Genomic DNA, 13,990 nt, shown 5'->3' with positions numbered 1-13,990 from the left:
CTTCCTTTACTCAGTACCATTTGCTTCTATACTTGAGTGACCTATTTTTGTAACAGCATCTGCATAAATTTTTTCACCATTATCCAACTCAAAAATAGCTAAACCCTCTTTTTGACTAACCGCTACAACATTTCCTTTGACAGTATTCTTTTCGCTTTCCGCTTGATCATCCGATTGCTGATACATCACTTCTTTGCCAATCATATGACTATACTGAATCACTGGAGATACTACTTGACTCTGAACGAGTGTTTCAATGGCACTGGACATATTCATCACTTGTTCTAATGAAGTAAGAGTAGCCATTTGCTCCACCATAGCATTATCATCCATTGGATCTGTTGGATCCTGATTTTGTAATTGCGTCATAAGTATCTTTAAAAATCCATCCTTATCTAAGGTAGGGCTAGGTTCTCTTGTTATTTTTTGATTCGATAAGTAAAACGATGGGTCAATGGTATTCACCTTTATCACCTAAACTTTCTCATTCAGTATTTCACGAAACTGTGCTTGAAATTCTTCATCTGAAGGTTGATTTTGCTCTTGATCCGAATGACTGGAATCTTCACGATTAGTATCGTCTTTCCATTGGTGACCATTATGGTCCTTTTGATAAAACTGATTATGTTGCGAATTAGTTTCTTGCTTCTCTATTACTACTTGCTGTGGTGAAAACATGTTCCTTAGCTGGTTAATATTAGTTTCAAGCATTTCTTTCGCTGCTTGGGTGGTAACAGTTATTTTAACTGTCATTTCACCGTTTATTTGAATAAGACGAACCATCATTTCCCCTAAGTTATTAGGGTTTAAAGTAATTGATAGTTGATTATTTCCATTTGGCAAAGATAAGAACTTACTAGACTTTACAATAGACTGGAATTGTTCCATTAGTTGCTGGCTAGTTGTTGCTGCGTTCTGTGTTTTGTTAATATAAATTGAATATTGTTCTAACTTAGATAGGGGCTCCCCGGTATGTAAATCAATAGGTGCTTTTTCAGATAAAATCATCCGATGTTTATTCAATGCCTTTTCTATCCAGTTCGTAATGTCTTTGTTGGTAACTTCCGCATCCATCGCATACTGCTGTTTAATAGTTAACTGATTTCTCTTTTGAAAGGATTGAACTAAGTCCTTCCATACTATATGTTCTTCCCTATTTCCTTTTTGAAAAGTTTGAAGTACTCTCCCTAAATCATTAGGTTGTCTATTATCCTTTCCAGCAACATTTGTCCATTGCTGAAGGAGTTCTAATATTTTAGGTGCATTTTTTTGAATATCTTTGTTTGTTTTCATTTGGGTTACTAATGCGTCAAACTTAGCGATAATATCTTTGTATAGATTCATAGATACATTACCTTCAGCCTGAATATTTTTATTGAACGACCCCAACCCACTAGATAGGTCACCTGAGTGTTTTATAAACAACCCCAATGATAAAACCTCATCCGAAACAGTATTCGTATTTAGTTGAAGTGAAGATAAATGTTGTCCATGTATCAGGTCATTAGGGGGCTTGCTTTCATTACCTAGTTCCGTTAATCCAGTTAGAACACTTTTCATCTCTTCCGGAAGTGCATCTAGTTCTTCTTGCTGTTTCAGATTATTAACATACCTATCTACTATTTGTGTAACATTAGTGGCCATTGACTGCTTATCTTCATCAAGCTGTCCATGTAAAATTTGTTTAAAATTACTAAGAATGTCTTCTTGTTTTAAACTGTTCATTCCAGATAACTCTGTTTCCACCTGATTTAGCGGTAGTGCCATCCCAATTCCGTTCATTTTGATTCACCCCCTCTCAAGTACATTTAATAATTTCAATCTGTAGTAGAAAGTAATCTAAGGGTTAAATCCGCAGCAGTTTCAGGATTCATTTCCTGTAAGATTTCTCCACGGACCTCATTCGATAGCTTATTAAGAATAGAAACAACCGAAGTCCGATCTTCCATACTTTCAAGGATGAGCGCTGCTTGTTCACTGTCCATTTCTTCATAAGTTTTGGCTATTGTTTTTGCTAAATCATGCTGTTCTGTACTTTCTTCTTCACTGGCACTTTGTTCATTTTGCTCTAGTACCAAGATTTCCTGTTCCAAATCACGAATTACTGATTCTAATTCAGACACATTTTGTGATAGTTGATCGATTTCCATATTTTTAGTTTCTATGGTTTCCTGTAACCGACGTTCCATATCCTCTACTTCCACTGTCTCTCCTTCATCTGTTAGAACATTCGCAACTACTGGTATGTTTTTTCCTTTTTGTGCTGCCCAGTCCACAATATCAAAGCCAGCAACATTCAAAATTATCATAACTAATGAAACAACAATAGCCATTGGTATAGCAATTGCAAATAAAAACCATAGAAATGGGTTAGACTTTTTCTTTCTATCCTTTATTTTTTCTGTCATATCTTTCACCTGGTTTCGTGGCTTGAAAATTGGTTGATAGAAATTTCATCCATGAAGGCTTTTTCCATTCTACTCTGATGATCTTTTTCCCAATTAATACGATTTTCTATCAATTTTTCAAACTTTTTTACTTCAATATGCGCCTCTGACAATTTGGATTGTTTCATTTCCATTACATGTCTAGCACTATTCACTTTTTCTTGTAATTCTACTATTTTATTGTTCAATATCTCAATATAAGATGTAAGTTGTTTCAACTGATTTATTGGAACTGACGATTGTAAGAATTGTTCATAGGAAGCTTCAGCATTTTCTTTTTTCTTTAGTAATGTATAAAAATCAGTAGCCACTTTCTCAAAATCATTCATTGACTGATGAAAATCCTTCTGAGCAATTTTCTTTTCATTCTCTCGCACGTATAATATTTTTGATAAAGTCAATGTTTCTGCCATTATTTTATTCCTCCATTTAGCAAGGTTCTCATCATATTAATGGACTCATCAAATGTCGTATATTCAAAAACACCTTGCTTTAAAAATGCCTGTACTTGTGGATAGAAGGCAATTGCTTTGTCAATTTCTTTATTCGTCCCTCGTTTATAAGCTCCAATGTTAATGAGTTCTACATTTTCCTCATATTTAGATAGTAATGATCGAATATCATTTGCAAGTTTCTGGTGTTCAGGTGTTGTCACCTGATTCATTACTCTACTCACTGATTTCAATACGTTTATAGCTGGAAATTGACCGCGTTCTGCTATTTTTCGATCCATTACAAAATGTCCATCTAATATCCCTCTAACAGCATCAGCAATTGGTTCATTCATATCATCCCCATCTACTAATACAGTATAGAATGCAGTAATTGTCCCGAAGTCATTTGTTCCCGTTCGCTCCAATAGTTTAGGTAGAATGGAAAAGACAGATGGCGTGTAACCCTTAGTCGTTGGTGGTTCACCAACGGCAAGACCGATTTCTCGTTGCGCCATAGCAACACGTGTTACTGAATCCATCATTAAGTTTACTTGATAACCTAAATCACGGAAGTATTCACTAATTGCTGTTGCCGTATAAGCACCCTTCATCCGCATTAATGCAGGTTGATCAGATGTAGCTACTACAATGATAGACTTCTTAACGCCTTCTTCTCCTAAATCCTTTTCAATAAATTCTCTTACTTCCCGACCCCGTTCACCAATTAATGCTATAACGTTTATATCTGCTCCACTATTTCTAGCAATCATTCCAAGTAATGTACTTTTACCAACACCACTCCCTGCAAAGATACCAACTCGTTGTCCTTTTCCTACAGTCAGGAGTGTATCAATTGCCCTTACACCAACTTGAATTGCTTGGGATATGGATGGGCGCAACATAGGATTTGGTGGAGATTGATTGGTCGGAATACCAGTTAATCCTTTCGGTAATGGTGATAGGTCTAATGGTTTCCCAAGAGAATCAATCACTTTTCCAATCAAACCATGGCCAACTTTTATTTTTAAAGGTTTCCCAGTAGATTCAACGAGACATCCAGCACCTATTTCGGTCACTTCTGAATATGGCATTAGAATAATTTTCTCATGATTAAAACCTACCACTTCTGACAGGATGGGATCCTTATCTTTTTTGGAAGAATGTATATAGCATACATCTCCTATGTTTGCTTGTGGTCCTTGTGATTCGACCATCAACCCAACCACCCTTAAGACTTTCCCATAATACTTAAAGGTATCAGCTTGATTAATGACGTCATAATAGTTTTCCAGATTCATCTTTTAACTCTCCTGAGCTATATCCAATAAAATATCGTAGACTTGTTTCAGTTGGGTATCAACACTAGCATCGATTCGACCAAAAGGATGTTCAATGACGCATGCATTCTCATGAAGATCTTCCTTTACATATAATTCCAATCGCATATCGCTTGGCATTGTTCGTGATAGCTCTTCCTTCTGCTCAAGAACATAATGATAATTAGATGGATGCAAGTAAATCGAAACCATTGATTGATCTTTTAACTCTTTGATGGCTTGTTTTACGATATGAATGAATTTTGCCGGATCTTCATCCAATTTAACATTGAGTATTCTTTCTGCTGTATGGATTGCCAATAGTAAAATAGCTTCATTACTTTTTTCAACAGCTGCGTGATATTCTTCCGTTGCTGTCTGTACAATAACATTTACTTTCTCAATAAGTTCTTTATACTGAAGCAGTCCTTCTTCTTTACCAGAGGAAAACCCAGCAGTATATCCCTCATCCTTAGCCTGTTGCACCAAACTTAGCTTTTCTTTTTCCCAATTCTTTTTTTCTGTTTCAATTTCCATTTTTGTAGTTTGCAATAACTTTTCTCTTTGATTTTTAAGTTGTTCCAACTGCTTACTTGCTAAAGTAATTTCACTTTGAATACTTTCCATTTCTTTGACTTCTTCAGACACAAGATTCTTACTGGATTTTTCGTTATAAAAGTAATTAGGTGACTTGATCTGTATAATCTTTTTAGATGGAATAGAATGATTATTAGACAATGATATCGTCCCCTCCACCACGGGCAATTACAATTTCCCCAATATCTTCTAATCTGCGGATTGTTGCTACAATTCGTGTTTGTGCCTCCTCAACATCCAGCAATCGAACAGGGCCCATATATTCCATTTCCTCTTTAAACGTTTCTGCCATCCGTTGAGACATATTGGAAAAAATAATATTCTTCACTTCTTCACTTGCTACCTTCAAAGCAAGTCGTAGGTCTTCGTTTTCAACTTCTCGAATAACACGCTGAATCGCACGATTATCTAAAATAACTATATCTTCAAATACAAACATTCGTTTCTTAATTTCATCCGCTAACTCTGGATCTTGGATTTCCAAAGCATCGAGAATCGTTCTCTCCGTACTTCTATCTACTCCGTTTAGTACCTCTACAACAGCAGAAATACCGCCAGTCTTGGTAAAATCTTCCGTTAATGCAGTTGAGAGATTTCTTTCTAATACTTGCTCCACTTGGCTAATAATTTCAGGTGACGTTGAATCCATGGTTGCTATACGCTTAGCAACATCAGCTTGCATCTCTTGTGGTAGTGCAGACATTATTTGTCCAGCTTGTTCAGCATCTAAATAGGAAAGAACCAATGCAATTGTTTGTGGGTGTTCACCTTGGATAAAATTAAGGAGTTGCTGGGGATCAGCTTTTCTTGCAAAGTCGAAAGGTCTTACTTGTAAAGAGGAGGTAAGTCGATTGATAATATTTGAAGCTTCCTGTTTACCGAACGCCTTCTCTAGAACAGTTTTTGCATATCCAATCCCACCTTGAGATATATAATCCTGTGCAACGACTATTTGATGGAACTGCTCTAATACATCTTCTTTTAAGCTTGCATCTACTTTTTTTACGGAAGAAATCTCTAAACTTAAACTTTCAATTTCTTCATCAGATAAATGCTTATAAACTTGCGCTGAAACATCTGGACCTAGAGCAATTAATAGAATTGCTGCTTTTTGTTTCCCAGTTAAAGCAGACTTTTGTCTCACCAATGTTTATCCCCCCTTAATCTTCACCAATCCAACTTCGTAACAGTTTCGCAAAGTCCTCTGGTTTTTCTTTTGCCACTTTCTCTAATTGTTTTCTACGTATGACAGACTCTGAATCATCATTATCAATATCAGGAATCTCTTGTATTGGTTCTGATGTAATCTCTTCTTCCTTAACTACTTCCTGAGTATTTTTCTTCTTATTTCTAAGAAGCAGTACAACCAATAGGAGGATGACTAGCAATAAAATACCACCTGTTACAAACATCCAGGTAGGAATTACCGGTTTCCCTTGATAATTGGTCATCTGACTACTACTAAATTCTTGAAATACGATAGAAACCTTTTCTTCCGGATTGATTTCTCCGTATTCACTATCAACAGACGTACTAACCATTGAATTCAGAATAGAAGATATTCCGTCTTCCACGGTAGCTTGTTCCTGCTGTGATAAATATTCTGCCTCTCCTGATAAATCTCTTAAGTTATTAACAGCAACTTGTATACCTAAGTCACGAACTTTATAAGGGCTTTCGACAATTTCACGGCGAATTCTATTAAATTCATAGTTAATTGTTTCTTTATCAAGCTCGTAATCACCATTTTCTCCATCTCCAGCCGCTGGGTAATTGGTAACATCGTTATCAGCAGTCCCCCCAACTTCACCAGCTGCTTGTTCACCAGAATACGACTCCTGTATGGTTTCCAGACTAATAGGCAAACCTTCCATATTTTCTACATCAATTGGCTCAACAAGCTCCTCTGTTCGATTTTCTTGAGTGAAGTCAATATCTGCCGTTACGGATACAATTACATTATCCTTACCAACCATCGTACCGAGCATTTGCTGTAAACGTCTTTGTATATCGCGTTCAACATCCTGTTTTACTGTTTGCTGATAAGAGTGTGCATTTTGCGTTCCATACTGTGAATTATTGTTTAAATCATAGTACTCAAAGTATTGATTCATAATCACTAAATTCTCTTCGGATAAGTTAGGAACTGCTCGAGAAACTAAATGGTATAACGACTTTATTTGGTTACCTTGGAACTGATAACCAGGCTGCGTATTCAATACAATAGATGCACTAGCTTCACCAGTCGCCTCATTAGCAAAGACCGGTTCTTCTGGAATATTAATCATAACTTGAGCATCATCAATACCTTCCATACCTTTTATTAGGTTAGCCAGTTCTGTTTGCATAGCATCCAGTTTCATCATGTCAAATTCATTATCCGTGATTCCCCAAGATGAGTTTTCACTAAAAAATGAATAATCGATATTCCCACTATTCGGTATCCCTTGCCCTGCTAATTCAACAAGTAATGTATTAACGTGCTCTTCGGGTACTGCAATGGTAGTTCCGCCATCCGTCAACTCATAAGGGATACTTCTTGAATCTAGTTCTGTTTTTATTTGATTTACTTCCTGTAAGGATAAGCCATTGTACAACGTAACAAAATGGGACTGCGACGTAAGAAAAACCGTACCAATTATTATCAAAAAGAAGAATAGAATCGAACCAATTATCATCCCTCTTTGATTTTTGGAACGGTTTGTCCAAAAAGAAACGGTCTTATCCTTCCATTTAGTTAACTTTTCATTCATAAAGTCCCCCACCACAATGTGCTATAAAAATTGTTATTACTATTTTATTAAAGCGATAAAATTCTTCCTTGCCACAAATAATATTACACCTGCATTCTCATTATCTCGTTATAAGCATCAATTACTTTTTTTTGAACTTGTACGGTAGTTTCTAACGTAATACTTGCTTTTTGAGCAGTAATCATTACATCATGCAAGTTATCAACATCACCTTTAGCAAGTGCTTCCGTTTTTCTATCAGATTCTAGCTGGATGTCATTTAAATTTTCCATTGCACCTTTTAATGTGTCGGTAAAATTTGATTGAACCTTATCTGATGAACCTTTTAGATATGATTCTGTTGTATGTAAATTAGTTCCTTGTGCAGCATTCACAATAGGATTCATACTAAAAACTCCTTATTACGTTATTTTCCTATTTCTAAAGCCTTCATTAAGAGACTCTTACTAGCATTTAACGATGTTACGTTTGCCTCATAGGACCTAGTTGAACTCATCATATCAACCATTTCCTGTAGAGGATCGACATTCGGCATTTGAACATAACCATTTTCATCTGAATCTGGATGGTTTGGGTTGTAAACCACTTTAAAAGGCTCGTCATCTTCCATAATTGCCGATGCTTTAACACCTGATCCAGATTTATCCTCTCCAGATGCCTGTTTTAAAAACCTTTGAAAACCGTTGTTTTCAGATTCCAATACGACCATTTTTCTTCTATATGGCTCATATTCTCCATTCTCATTAATAGTTGCACGAGTCGTCTCCGCATTCGCAATATTTGAAGAAACTACATCCATTCTGAGTCTTTGAACTGTTAAAGCACTAGCACTTGTATTAATAGAATCAAAAATAGACATTACTAATTCCCTCCTCTTATTACCGTTTGAAGACTACCAAACTTACCATTCATTCGTTCGACTAAGCTATTGTAATAGATTTGATTCTTAGCCAAGTCAGCCATCTCCTTATCAATATCTACATTATTCCCGTTGTGATTGTAGGCAGTCTGTTGATTACTTGTAACACGAAGAACAGAACTATCTGTTTCATTAAAAGAGATATGTTTACTGTGTGTCTTTTGAGCCTGTACAGTAGAATCCATGGCATTACTCAAAACATTCTTAAAGGAAACACCTTTAGCTTTATAATTTGGTGTATCTACATTCGCTACATTATCTGAGATAACACGATTTTTAGTCGCAGCATAGTCTAGTGAATTTTGTAATGTATGAATAGTTCCTCCAAATAAAACCAACATTTATCCTCCTATTAAAAAAATCATTCTAATACCGTCACATAAATTAACAAGCCTACGAATATTGTAATTTAATCGTTCGACAAAGTCTATCACTTTACGACAATTTCTTCGTTCAATGCATAAAATTAGTTAATACAAACTAGGACTTAATGACTAAAACTAATCCAAGAATACACTATAACTTATATTTTAACCTATTTGTAAGCGTTTGTGTTATTCTTTTGTCGAATTATCTGTAATTTTGTCTGGAAGAATCGGTTATATTTACCTATATCCAAGAGGGCGTGAACACTAATCGGGATATTTCAAGTGTGACTTGATTATATAAACAAGGAGCTAATAAGAAAGGGATGACTTGAAAACTGCTAACCCTATATGTGTTGTATTTTATATAGACTGTTGATATCTGTAATTCAGAATAGTGTAGCTCTCGCTCACATTTATGTTTGATTTGTGCGATCATTCGCTCCGGCAGAATACTTGCGGTTCGCGTGCACGGCCTCAGCCTCCTCGCGAAAAAACATACCTGCGCCTGCGTCTACTAGTATCGCTCCGAAGTAGGCTTCCTCGGCGCAAGGGCCAAAGTAGCTTATTCAAGTAGTTCCCTCGCTGCTCAGGTCTGGACACGCGCTATCCCCGCAGGACAAGGAAGGCTACGTCAGCGAAGCATCGCACGAAGAAAATGTGCTCTTTCATTTTCGAGGAGTCTCCGTATTCTTCCTCCGCTAAAATAGGCGCTCAAGATTACTTTGGGCTTTAGCTTTAGAATTTACGTTTGAAAACCGTTAAAATCCTTTAAACAGCATATTTCTTTTTTATACAAATAGAGCAGACGTATAGCGGAGGAAATACACGGAGACTCCTGCGGGAAGAAGAGCATCGGTGAGACTACGTAGTGCTTCAGCACGAAGGAGGCTCACCAGCTCCCCGCGGAAAGCGGAGTGTATTTCCGTAGCGGTGTTAACGAATCGCTTCATTAGTTATTTATTCTTAATTAAATAGATCAAGAATTCCTATCAATTACGATAAAAGTCACGGGAACTTTAAAAAATAAGCTATCACCAGTTATGTGGTGATAGCTTATTTTGAACTAATCGTTATAAGAAATATGAGCCTGACCCTGATAACAAGTAAAAAAACTAGGGGATTTTCCCTAGTTTTTTTTATCTTGAACGTAATTTGTCTAATTCTACTAGGAATTTATCATTTAATACTTTAATGTAAGTACCTTTCATTCCTAATGAACGTGACTCAATTACGCCAGCACTTTCAAGTTTTCTTAGTGCATTTACAATAACAGAACGTGTAATTCCTACTCTATCAGCAATTTTACTTGCAACTAGCAATCCTTCGTGTCCATTCAACTCTTCGAAGATATGATCAATAGCTTCTAACTCGCTGTAGGATAATGAACTAATTGCCATTTGTACAACAGCCTTGCTTCTTGCTTCCATTTCAATCTCTTCTGTTTTCTCATGAAGAATTTCCATTCCTACAACAGTTGCTCCATATTCCGCTAATAGTAGATCATCATCGCTAAAGCTTTCATTAACTCTTCCTAGAATTAATGTTCCTAAACGATCTCCACCACCAATGATAGGAACAATCGTTGTTAAGCCACTCTTAAATAAATCTTTGTTTTCAACAGGAAATACAGAATATTGATCATCAACATCTATATTTGCTGTTGTTTCATGGAAGTTAAATAATCCTTGTGTATATTCTTCAGGAAATTGTCTTTCCTCCAGCATGTTCTTCATACGTTCATTTTCTATTTCCTGGTTAATTGCAAATCCCAATAATTTTCCTCTTCTACTTAAAATGTAAACATTACCGCCGATAACATCTCTTAGGGATGCCGACATATCATTAAAGTTTACTGACTTACCTGTCGCCTTTTGTAACATTGCATTAATTTTTCTAGCTCGATCTAATAGTTTCATGATGATCCTCCTGTTTCTTTTAACATTATAGTATAAATTGACTTAAATCTCGATTTTGAGCAATAGATTTAAGTTTATCATCGACATAACTTGGAGTAATTTTTATCTCTTCCATTGTTACGTCTGGTGCTTCAAACGATAAATCCTCTAATAGTTTCTCTAGAATAGTGTGAAGTCTTCTCGCCCCAATATTGTCCGTTTCCTGATTTACTTGATATGCAATTTCTGCCAGTCTAACTATAGCATCGTCAGTAAATACAACATTTATACCTTCCGTTTTCAATAAAGCCTGATATTGTTTCAACAAAGCATTTGAAGGCTCCATTAAAATTCGTTTAAAATCATCCACAGATAATTTCTCTAACTCTACTCGAATTGGAAATCTACCTTGTAATTCCGGAATTAAATCCGATGGTTTTGCCATATGGAATGCACCAGCGGCTACAAAGAGCATGTGATCGGTCTTAACTGCACCATGTTTAGTCATAATAGTTGAACCTTCCACAATCGGTAATATATCGCGCTGAACACCTTCTCTCGAAACATTTGCAGAATTGTTGTCTTTTCCCACTACCTTATCGATTTCATCAATAAAAACAATTCCTGATTGTTCCGCAAGTTCTATTGCTTCTTGGGCTACTTCTTCCATTTCGACTAGCTTTTGAGCTTCTTGTGCTGTTAGTATTTTTCTAGCCTCCGACACTGGTAACTTTCTTTTCTTTTTCTTTGTAGGCATAAACTGACCGAATACATCTTGCATATTCATCCCCATATGTTCCATACCCGAACCTTGAAGCATATCAAACATAGATGGTGGGACTTCATCAATTTCAACTGTTACCATATGATCTTCCAGTTCACCTAGAGCAAGCTTCTGTTCTAATTGCCTTCTTTTATTTTTTGTTTCTTCATCTTTTTCAACGGAATTGTCATCCTCTTCTGTTGTTTGGTTAGCAAACAACATTTCAAAAGGATTTTTCACACTTGTTTGTTTTTTGGTTTGAGGAAGCAGTAATTTAACAAGCTTTCGATTTGCTTCTTTCTCAGCCTGATCTTTTACTTCGTTCATTTTTTCTTCCTTCACCATTCTTACGGCCATTTCTACTAAGTCACGAATCATTGACTCCACATCGCGTCCGACATAGCCTACCTCTGTAAACTTTGTTGCCTCTACCTTAACAAATGGAGCACCAACCATTTTTGCTAACCTTCTGGCAATTTCTGTTTTTCCTACGCCTGTTGGACCCATCATTAATATATTTTTGGGTATTATCTCATCTTTCATAGAATCCTCAAGCTGCATTCTTCGATACCTGTTCCTTAACGCTACAGCTACAGATTTCTTCGCTTTTTTCTGTCCCACAATATATTTATCTAATTGGTCCACTATTTGTCTCGGAGTATAACTTATACTCATGCTTTAGAAAGACCTCCTTTTATTCAAGTACCTCTAAAGTAATTTGATCATTCGTGTAAACACAAATTTCACCAGCAATTTCTAATGCTGCCTGTGCAATTTCTTTAGCAGATAACTCTCCTGAGTGTCTAACTAAAGCTCTTCCCGCACTAAGAGCATAATTACCACCTGACCCTATCGCAAGGATTCCATCGTCAGGTTCAATAACTTCTCCTGTACCAGATACTAGGTACATTTGCTCTTTATTCATTACGATAAGCATTGCTTCTAGTTTTCGCAATACTTTATCGCTTCTCCATTCTTTCGCTAATTCAACAGAAGCACGTGTCAAGTTACCATTAAACGATTGTAATTTCCCTTCAAACTTTTCAAAAAGAGTGAAAGCATCTGCAACTGACCCAGCAAACCCAGCTAATACCTGCCCATTAAACAACCGCCTGACTTTCTTGGCTTTATGTTTCATGACTACAGCGTTCCCTAGTGTCACTTGTCCATCGCCACTCATCGCACTTCCGCCATTATGCTGAACTGCAAATATCGTTGTTGCATGCATTTCATTTGTCATACGTCTCACCCCAATACATTAATTTAATCCTTCGCACGCGGATGACTTTTTAAATATACGTCACGTAAATAATCTTTCGTTACATGTGTATAAATCTGCGTGGAAGACAAATTCTCATGGCCGAGCAATTCTTGGACAATTCTTAAATCTGCACCTTCATTCAACATATGAGTTGCAAATGTGTGACGCAATTTATGTGGATGAACATGTACAGTTATAGCAGCGTCCTCTACCATTTTGTTTAATATCGTGCTTATTCCTCTTTCAGTCAGCGGTTTACCTCTTGCATTTAAAAAAACAGCATCTGTCTTATCATTCACTTTGTCTAAAAGTTCTGCTCTTCCTTCATTTATGTAAGTCTCTAAAGCAATTTCGGCAAATCTGCCAAAAGGAACATACCGTTCTTTCCGACCCTTCCCTCTAATGAACATCGTACCGATGGAAAAATCGATATCTCCTAAGCGAAGGCCTCTACATTCACTCACTCGAATGCCAGTTCCATATAGTGTTTCGATTAGTGCCTGATTTCTTTGCCCTAATGGTTTGGTCGTATCACTTACGTCAAATAGCTTCTCTAACTCTTCTTTATATAAAAAAGTAGGGACCGGTTTATTTGTTTTTGGCAATGTTAGTTGAACAAACGGGTTACCTTCTGTAATCCCTTCTCTTTCCATAAACTTATAAAAACTACGTAGCGATGATATCTTTCGTGAGACAGACCTTCTGCTGAGTTGTTCATCATACAGATTGGTAAGGAACACACGTACAACTCTCGAATCCACATCATTTAAATCCTGAACCAATTCCTGCTTTAAAAAGGCAAAAAAAATTTCAAGATCTTTTTGATAAAATTGAATAGTGTACGGGGAAACATTCTTTTCTATTTGCAAATATTCCATGAACAACTTAGAATATTCAGCGAAATGACGCATTAAAACATCCCCTATCAATCAGCGAATAAATCATAACACACAAAATTCTTGTTTGCAATATATTTAACGCAATTGCAACAAAATTCTGAATCGTATCTACTCACATAAATTATATCATAATTATTTGACTTGTCATGCAATTTGTTAATTTATGTATTAAACAATTATTTACCTAACAATGCGTAATTATATCGATTTTAAATTATGAAGTCAATGAATTATTATTCAATTTATTTCAGAAAAAATACTTCGTGAATATTTTGTGAATAAAACTGTTGCAGTGCGGTACGAGGCAGTTAGAATTAAGTATTAAATTCACCAATTTT

15 protein-coding genes are annotated in these 13,990 nt (G+C 36.2%); all 15 read right to left on the bottom strand.

The genetic code is table 11. The annotated features are described in order from the left end of the window. Positions 1-6 precede the first annotated feature (6 nt). Positions 7-474: a flagellar hook assembly protein FlgD gene (gene flgD / locus D8M06_RS01390; RefSeq protein ID WP_338322940.1), complete on the bottom strand. Its 468-nt coding sequence runs from the start codon at positions 472-474 to the stop codon at positions 7-9. Then, complete coding sequence (locus tag D8M06_RS01385) at positions 475-1,782, bottom strand: flagellar hook-length control protein FliK (RefSeq protein ID WP_121202568.1); 1,308 nt, start codon at positions 1,780-1,782, stop codon at positions 475-477. Positions 1,783-1,817: 35 nt separating this feature from the next. Further along, entirely contained in the window at positions 1,818-2,408 is a 591-nt protein-coding gene (locus D8M06_RS01380) for a MotE family protein (protein ID WP_121202567.1), read from the bottom strand. Between the two features lie 5 nt (positions 2,409-2,413). Continuing rightward, positions 2,414-2,860, bottom strand: coding sequence for a flagellar export protein FliJ (gene fliJ / locus D8M06_RS01375; protein WP_121202566.1), 447 nt, complete (start codon positions 2,858-2,860; stop codon positions 2,414-2,416). Beyond that, on the bottom strand, positions 2,860-4,179 hold the full coding sequence (gene fliI / locus D8M06_RS01370) for a flagellar protein export ATPase FliI (RefSeq protein WP_121202565.1): 1,320 nt from the start codon (positions 4,177-4,179) through the stop codon (positions 2,860-2,862). Before fliI ends, fliJ begins: the two co-directional genes overlap by 1 nt. A gap of 3 nt (positions 4,180-4,182) precedes the next feature. Then, positions 4,183-4,935, bottom strand: a complete 753-nt coding sequence (fliH, locus tag D8M06_RS01365; RefSeq protein WP_158591718.1) for a flagellar assembly protein FliH — start codon at positions 4,933-4,935, stop codon at positions 4,183-4,185. Next, positions 4,928-5,941: a flagellar motor switch protein FliG gene (gene fliG / locus D8M06_RS01360; RefSeq protein ID WP_121202563.1), complete on the bottom strand. Its 1,014-nt coding sequence runs from the start codon at positions 5,939-5,941 to the stop codon at positions 4,928-4,930. The genes fliH and fliG overlap by 8 nt, the downstream gene beginning before the upstream one ends. Positions 5,942-5,954: 13 nt before the next feature. Next, a complete protein-coding gene (fliF, locus tag D8M06_RS01355) occupies positions 5,955-7,547 on the bottom strand; it encodes a flagellar basal-body MS-ring/collar protein FliF (protein ID WP_121202562.1) in 1,593 nt (530 codons plus the stop codon). Between the two features lie 83 nt (positions 7,548-7,630). Then, a complete protein-coding gene (gene fliE, locus D8M06_RS01350) occupies positions 7,631-7,933 on the bottom strand; it encodes a flagellar hook-basal body complex protein FliE (protein ID WP_121202561.1) in 303 nt (100 codons plus the stop codon). A 20-nt stretch (positions 7,934-7,953) separates the two neighbouring features. Next, positions 7,954-8,406 (bottom strand): flagellar basal body rod protein FlgC, encoded by a 453-nt coding sequence (gene flgC / locus D8M06_RS01345; RefSeq protein WP_121202560.1) that lies wholly within the window; start codon positions 8,404-8,406, stop codon positions 7,954-7,956. Positions 8,407-8,408: 2 nt separating this feature from the next. Then, positions 8,409-8,804: a flagellar basal body rod protein FlgB gene (gene flgB / locus D8M06_RS01340; protein WP_121202559.1), complete on the bottom strand. Its 396-nt coding sequence runs from the start codon at positions 8,802-8,804 to the stop codon at positions 8,409-8,411. Between the two features lie 1,166 nt (positions 8,805-9,970). After that, the gene (gene codY, locus D8M06_RS01335; protein WP_121202558.1) at positions 9,971-10,750 is read right to left on the bottom strand and encodes a GTP-sensing pleiotropic transcriptional regulator CodY; all 780 of its coding nucleotides are present in this window, start codon (positions 10,748-10,750) and stop codon (positions 9,971-9,973) included. 25 nt (positions 10,751-10,775) lie between these two features. Then, entirely contained in the window at positions 10,776-12,167 is a 1,392-nt protein-coding gene (gene hslU, locus D8M06_RS01330) for an HslU--HslV peptidase ATPase subunit (RefSeq protein WP_121202557.1), read from the bottom strand. Between the two features lie 19 nt (positions 12,168-12,186). After that, the gene (hslV, locus tag D8M06_RS01325; RefSeq protein WP_121202556.1) at positions 12,187-12,732 is read right to left on the bottom strand and encodes an ATP-dependent protease subunit HslV; all 546 of its coding nucleotides are present in this window, start codon (positions 12,730-12,732) and stop codon (positions 12,187-12,189) included. A 23-nt stretch (positions 12,733-12,755) separates the two neighbouring features. Beyond that, entirely contained in the window at positions 12,756-13,664 is a 909-nt protein-coding gene (gene xerC, locus D8M06_RS01320) for a tyrosine recombinase XerC (RefSeq protein WP_121202555.1), read from the bottom strand. Between the last annotated feature and the right edge of the window lie 326 nt (positions 13,665-13,990).

Source organism: Oceanobacillus halophilus, from assembly GCF_003628505.1.
GTDB classification, from domain to species: domain Bacteria; phylum Bacillota; class Bacilli; order Bacillales; family Amphibacillaceae; genus Oceanobacillus; species Oceanobacillus halophilus.
This window is presented reverse-complemented; position numbering and strand designations above follow the sequence as displayed.

Excerpts from the sequence above, each read along its gene's own strand:
- D8M06_RS01385 (WP_121202568.1), bottom strand. The coding sequence starts at position 1,782 with ATGAACGGAATTGGGATGGCACTACCGCTAAATCAGGTGGAAACAGAG.
- D8M06_RS01380 (WP_121202567.1), bottom strand. The coding sequence starts at position 2,408 with ATGACAGAAAAAATAAAGGATAGAAAGAAAAAGTCTAACCCATTTCTA.
- fliJ (WP_121202566.1), bottom strand. The coding sequence starts at position 2,860 with ATGGCAGAAACATTGACTTTATCAAAAATATTATACGTGCGAGAGAAT.
- fliI (WP_121202565.1), bottom strand. The coding sequence starts at position 4,179 with ATGAATCTGGAAAACTATTATGACGTCATTAATCAAGCTGATACCTTT.
- fliF (WP_121202562.1), bottom strand. The coding sequence starts at position 7,547 with ATGAATGAAAAGTTAACTAAATGGAAGGATAAGACCGTTTCTTTTTGG.
- fliE (WP_121202561.1), bottom strand. The coding sequence starts at position 7,933 with ATGAATCCTATTGTGAATGCTGCACAAGGAACTAATTTACATACAACA.
- flgC (WP_121202560.1), bottom strand. The coding sequence starts at position 8,406 with ATGTCTATTTTTGATTCTATTAATACAAGTGCTAGTGCTTTAACAGTT.
- codY (WP_121202558.1), bottom strand. The coding sequence starts at position 10,750 with ATGAAACTATTAGATCGAGCTAGAAAAATTAATGCAATGTTACAAAAG.
- hslU (WP_121202557.1), bottom strand. The coding sequence starts at position 12,167 with ATGAGTATAAGTTATACTCCGAGACAAATAGTGGACCAATTAGATAAA.
- hslV (WP_121202556.1), bottom strand. The coding sequence starts at position 12,732 with ATGACAAATGAAATGCATGCAACAACGATATTTGCAGTTCAGCATAAT.
- xerC (WP_121202555.1), bottom strand. The coding sequence starts at position 13,664 with ATGCGTCATTTCGCTGAATATTCTAAGTTGTTCATGGAATATTTGCAA.